This window comes from Streptomyces sp. NPDC002156 (assembly GCF_053593675.1).
The window spans coordinates 1-4,841 of the sequence record NZ_JBSFDA010000319.1 but is presented as its reverse complement, the minus strand read 5'-3'; the positions used below and the strand labels follow the sequence as shown (position 1 = coordinate 4,841).

The following is a 4,841-nucleotide window of genomic DNA, read 5'->3' as shown; positions in this document are numbered from 1 at the left end:
GGGGCGCGCCCCCCCCCCCCCCCCAGGGATGGGACGGGTAGGGGCGGCGGGGGCGAGAAAACTACGCCCCAGCCCGGTCCCGCCCCCGCCGCCTCCCCAGCAGCTCCGCCAACCCCCGCCGAGTAGCCGCCAGCACCACCCGGTCCTCCGCCCGCAGCACATACGTCTCCGGCAGATCCCACACCAGCCCCGACGCCCGCCCCTCCTCCACCGGCGCCCCCACCCCCGTATCCAACGCCAGCACCCTCCACGCCCCCGCCCGAAACGCCTCCCCCACCGTCCGCCCCTCCAACTCCACATGCCCACCCACCCGCATCGCCGCGAACAACAACACCCGCCGCTCGACGGGGATCGTGCCGAGGATCTGCGTCTGGCGGCCCATCATCGCCCCGGCGAACGCGGGCGCGGCCAGATGCGAAACGCTCCGGCTCCGGGTCGTCGCGCCGGGGTGCGCCGCGCGCAGGGTGCGGTACACGGCGGTGGCGAAGTCGTCGTCGTACAGGCGCAGGACGACACGCAGGTCGGGCCGTACGGAACGCCCGTACAGCACCGCCTCCAGGTTGGTCGTGTCGGCGCTGGTGAGGGCGAGGAGGGCCTGCGCGCGGTTGATCTTCGCGGCCTCCAGGACGCCCTCCTGGGTCACATCACCCAGCACCACCGGCACACGCAACCGCCGAGCCGTCGCCAGACCCCGCGCCTCCGGGTCCGCCTCGACGCACACCACCGGGATGTTGAGTTCGCGGAGACGGGTCAGCACCCGTGTGCCGATCTTGCCGAGCCCGAGCAGCACCACATGCCCGCCAAGCCCACGCGGCGGCTTGCGCACGGCGGAACCACTGCGAAAAGTCCCCAACGCCTCCAGCACCGCGGCCAGCAGCACCGGCAGCAGCAGCAACCCGACCAGCCCGGACAGGAGTTGGAGGATCTGGCGGGTCATGGACGCCCCGATCGCGGGGTCGTTGATCGCGAAGAGGTCGAGCAGGGTCAGGTACGTCGCGTGGACGGGGTGGTCGCCCGTCGCGACCGTCAGTGCGACCGCGAGGGCGATCACGGAAGCGGCCATGCCCGCCAGCGACCACCGCAACCGTCGGGAGAAGAGGGACGCGAACGGCGGCACCACGCCCCGGCCCCGCCCGCCCGACATCGACGTCCCGGAGTACGCGTACGACACCTGCTGGAGTACGACCGTCCCGCGCCCCGTCGCCGCCGCGACCGCCGCCGCGTCGGGGAGCAGCCGGGGCCCCTGGTCACCGCTGCTCTCGGAGCCGTCGGCGCCGGCCGGGTCGCTGCTGGTGGCGGAGAGCAGGGCGAGTGTGTACAGGCCGGGGTCGGCGACCTCGCCCGGCGCGGGCGGCTGCCGTTCCACCGCGCGCAGCAGCAGCCCGTCGGTCTGGACGACCTTGCTGGTACCGGTGATGGCGGTGGCGGCGAGCGCCGGGGCGGCGGTGTCGGCGTCGGACAGGACGGTGGTGGAGGCGTCGACCCTCCTGTCCGCACCGCTGCCGTCACCCTCGGCCATCGCTGCCACCGCCGCCAACGCCGAAGCCTGGTCGAGGAGTTCCTCGATGTGCTGGCCCAACCGCCGGTTGTAGAGCCGGAGTACGAGCCGCAGGCGGGGGTTGAGGCGGCGGGCCGTGAGGGCGGCGCGGATGTTGGTCTCGTCGTCGTCGTACACGAGCGCCAGGGCCGCCGCCCGTTCCCCGCCCGCCTCGGCGAGCACGGCCTCGGTCAGCTCGGCGGCCTCCAACACCCCTTCGTGCGGGGAGGGTTCACCGACGCCAGTAGGAGTAGTTCCGTTGCCCGCCGCGCGGTTGACGACCGCCGACACCCGGTCCAGCAGCGCCGACGCCGTCCCGGCTGCCCGTACGACCACCGGCGGCCGTACGTTCCGTTCCGAGGGCGGTACGACGAGGGTGACCTGTTCGCCGTACACGTTCCGGAGTTCATGGGCGAGCCGGTGGGCGAGCCCGTCGTCGCCGCACACGATCATGTGACCGGCCGTATCACCGGCACCCGTACCCGGCCCGTTCGGTCCGTTCGGCCCGCTCTGACTCGGAAGGTTCCCCAGGATCGCCACGAGAGAAAAGACTGCCTCACTGGGACAGGTGGTTCCCGACCGGGTCCGATGCCGCAATCATGACCCCATGCAGCGGCCCCACCCCCGCCACCCCCAGACCAGCCATCCCCATCCCCGCCACCCCCGGCTCCACACCCCCGAGTGGTTCACGGCCGACGACGCGACCCTGAACGTCGCGCTGGTGTACCCGATGCAGGGGCCCGCCGGGATCTTCGGCCCGGCGTGCGAGGCGTGCGCGCGGCTGGCCGTCGAGGAGGTCAACCGGGCGGGCGGGGTCCTGGGCAAGGAGCTGCGGCTGATCGAGGTCGACGGGGGCGCCGAGCCGCAGCGGGTCGCCGGGGAGGTCGAGGCGCTGGTCGCGACCGGGGTGGTGCAGGGCGTCACCGGCTGGCACATCTCCTCCGTACGGCAGGCCCTGGCGCCCCGGGTCGCCCACCGGGTGCCGTACGTGTACACGGCCCTGTACGAGGGCGGCGAGCGCACCGAGGGCGTCTTCCTGACGAGCGAGACGCCCGCCGGGCAACTGCGGCCGGCGATGCGGCTGATCAGCGAGGCACGGGGCGTACGGCGCTGGTTCGTCGTCGGCAACAACTATGTGTGGCCCCGTCAGACCGCCCGCGCCGCCCGCCGGTACGCCCGCGAGAGCCGGGCCCGGGTGTGCGGGGAGGCATACCTGCCGCTGGGCACGGACGACTTCACCGACGTACTGCGCCGCATCGAACACGCGGACGCCGACGGGGTGTTGATGCTCCTGGTGGGCAATGACGCGGTCCGCTTCAACCGGGCCTTCGGCGCCTTCGGCCTCGACCGGCGGAGTATCCGCCTCAGCACCCTCATGGACGAGAACATGCTGCTGGCCAGCGGCCCGGAGGCGACCCGCGACCTGTTCAGCACGGCCGGCTTCTTCGCCTCCCTCGCCAACCAGGACACCCTGGACTTCCACGGCAGTTACGCCGCCCGCTTCGGTATCGACGCCCCGGCCCCCGGCAGCCTCGGCGAGTCCTGCTACGAGGGCGTGCTGCTGCTCGCCGCCCTGATCGAACGCGCCCGCACACTCGACGTGTCCGCGATCGGCGCGGCGGCGGAGGCGGTGTCGTACGAGGGCCCGCGCGGCCTCCTGCGCCTGCGCGACCGGCACGTACGCCAGCGCATCTACCTGGCGGAGGCGGACGGCCTGGACTTCACGGTCGTGGCCCAGTTGGAATCCGGCAAATAGATGCTTCCGTGCGGAAGCATTAATTGAAGAAATTTAGTTCCGTCGGAAACTGTTCTTCAATTGCACGGAAACGCCCTGGAAACAGTCAACTCCCAGGCTGTGGACGCTCCTTCCCTCCTCCCCAAGGGCGGTTCTGCATGTCTGGGCTCAGTATCAGCAGGCGTGGTCTGTTGGCCGGAGTTTCCGTGGTCGGCGCGTCCGCCGCCCTCAGTGCCTGTGGCGCGAAGACCGGTTCCGACACGTCCTCCGACGCCGGCGTCAAGGGCGACACCTCCGGCAGCACGGTCAAGGTCGGTCTCCTCAACTCGCTGTCCGGCACGATGGCCATCAGCGAAGTCACCGTCCACAACGCGCTGTTGCTCGCGGTGAAGGAGATCAACGCGGCCGGTGGTGTGCTGGGCAAGAAGCTGAACCCCATCAGCCAGGACGGTGCCTCCGACTGGCCGACCTTCGCGGAGAAGGCGGAGGCGCTGATCAAGGACGACAAGGTCGTCGCGACGTTCGGCTGCTGGACCTCGTCCAGCCGCAAGGCGGTGAAGCCCGTCTTCGAGCGGTACAAGTCGCTGCTCTTCTACCCCGTGCAGTACGAGGGACTTGAGGAGTCGCCGTACATCTTCTACACGGGCGCGACGACGAACCAGCAGATCGTGCCGGCGCTGGATTACCTGAAGAAGCAGGGCCTGACCAAGCTCTACTTGGTAGGCAGCGACTACGTCTTCCCACGCACGGCCAACAAAATCATCAAGGCGTATGCGAAGGCCAAGGGCATGACGGTGGTCGGCGAGGACTACGCGCCGCTGGGCTCGACCGAGTTCTCCACGATCGTCAACAAGGTCAAGGACTCCGGCGCGGACGCCGTGTTCAACACCCTCAACGGTGACAGCAACGTGGCGTTCTTCAAGGAGTACAAGTCCTCCGGGATGACCGCGAAGAGCATGCCGGTGCTGTCGGTCTCGATCGCGGAGGAGGAGGTGAAGAGCATCGGGACGCAGTATCTGGAGGGCCAGTTGACGGCGTGGAACTACTACCAGACGACGCCGGGGGCCGCGAACACGAAGTTCGTCGCGGCGTACCAGGCCGCGTACGGCAAGGGGAAGCCGACGAGCGACCCGATGGAGGCGGCGTACATCTCGGTGTACCTCTGGAAGGAGATGGTCGAGAAGGCGGGCTCCTTCGACGTCGAAAAGGTGAAGGCGGCGTCGGACGGCATCACGTTCGCGGCGCCCGAGGGCGAGGTCACGGTGGACGGCGCGAGCCAGCACGTCTACAAGACGGCCCGCATAGGCAAGGTAGGGGCCGACGGCCTGATCACAGAGGTCTGGAACTCAGGCAAGCCCATCAAGCCGGACCCGTACCTGAAGGGCTACGACTGGGCGTCGGGCCTTTCCTGACCCACAGTTCTTCGCCCCCGCCGCCCTTACCCGTTCCCATCCCTGGGGGCTGCGCCCCCACACCCCCCTTTGTCGCGCTGAACGCGCTCGTCCTCAAACGCCGGACGGGCTGGATGGTGCCGGCCGGGGCTTGATCTTTTAGCCCGTCCGGCGTTTG

General features: G+C 70.1%; 3 protein-coding genes. 2 read left to right on the top strand and 1 reads right to left on the bottom strand.

Annotated elements, in window-relative coordinates:
* Nucleotides 1-61: 61 nt before the first annotated feature.
* Nucleotides 62-1,990: an NAD-binding protein gene (locus ACWCRB_RS49025; protein ID WP_451002253.1), complete on the bottom strand. Its 1,929-nt coding sequence runs from the start codon at nucleotides 1,988-1,990 to the stop codon at nucleotides 62-64.
* 154 nt (nucleotides 1,991-2,144) lie between these two features.
* Between ACWCRB_RS49025 and ACWCRB_RS49020 the strand changes: the two genes are divergently transcribed.
* Complete coding sequence (locus ACWCRB_RS49020) at nucleotides 2,145-3,293, top strand: substrate-binding domain-containing protein (RefSeq protein ID WP_451002252.1); 1,149 nt, start codon at nucleotides 2,145-2,147, stop codon at nucleotides 3,291-3,293.
* Nucleotides 3,294-3,430: 137 nt separating this feature from the next.
* Nucleotides 3,431-4,684, top strand: coding sequence for an urea ABC transporter substrate-binding protein (gene urtA, locus ACWCRB_RS49015; protein WP_451002251.1), 1,254 nt, complete (start codon nucleotides 3,431-3,433; stop codon nucleotides 4,682-4,684).
* Nucleotides 4,685-4,841 lie beyond the last annotated feature (157 nt).

Bases quoted from the DNA above. Each gene is read 5' to 3' on its own strand.
- urtA (WP_451002251.1), top strand. From the start codon at position 3,431: ATGTCTGGGCTCAGTATCAGCAGGCGTGGTCTGTTGGCCGGAGTTTCC.
- ACWCRB_RS49020 (WP_451002252.1), top strand. From the start codon at position 2,145: ATGCAGCGGCCCCACCCCCGCCACCCCCAGACCAGCCATCCCCATCCC.
- ACWCRB_RS49025 (WP_451002253.1), bottom strand. From the start codon at position 1,990: ATGATCGTGTGCGGCGACGACGGGCTCGCCCACCGGCTCGCCCATGAA.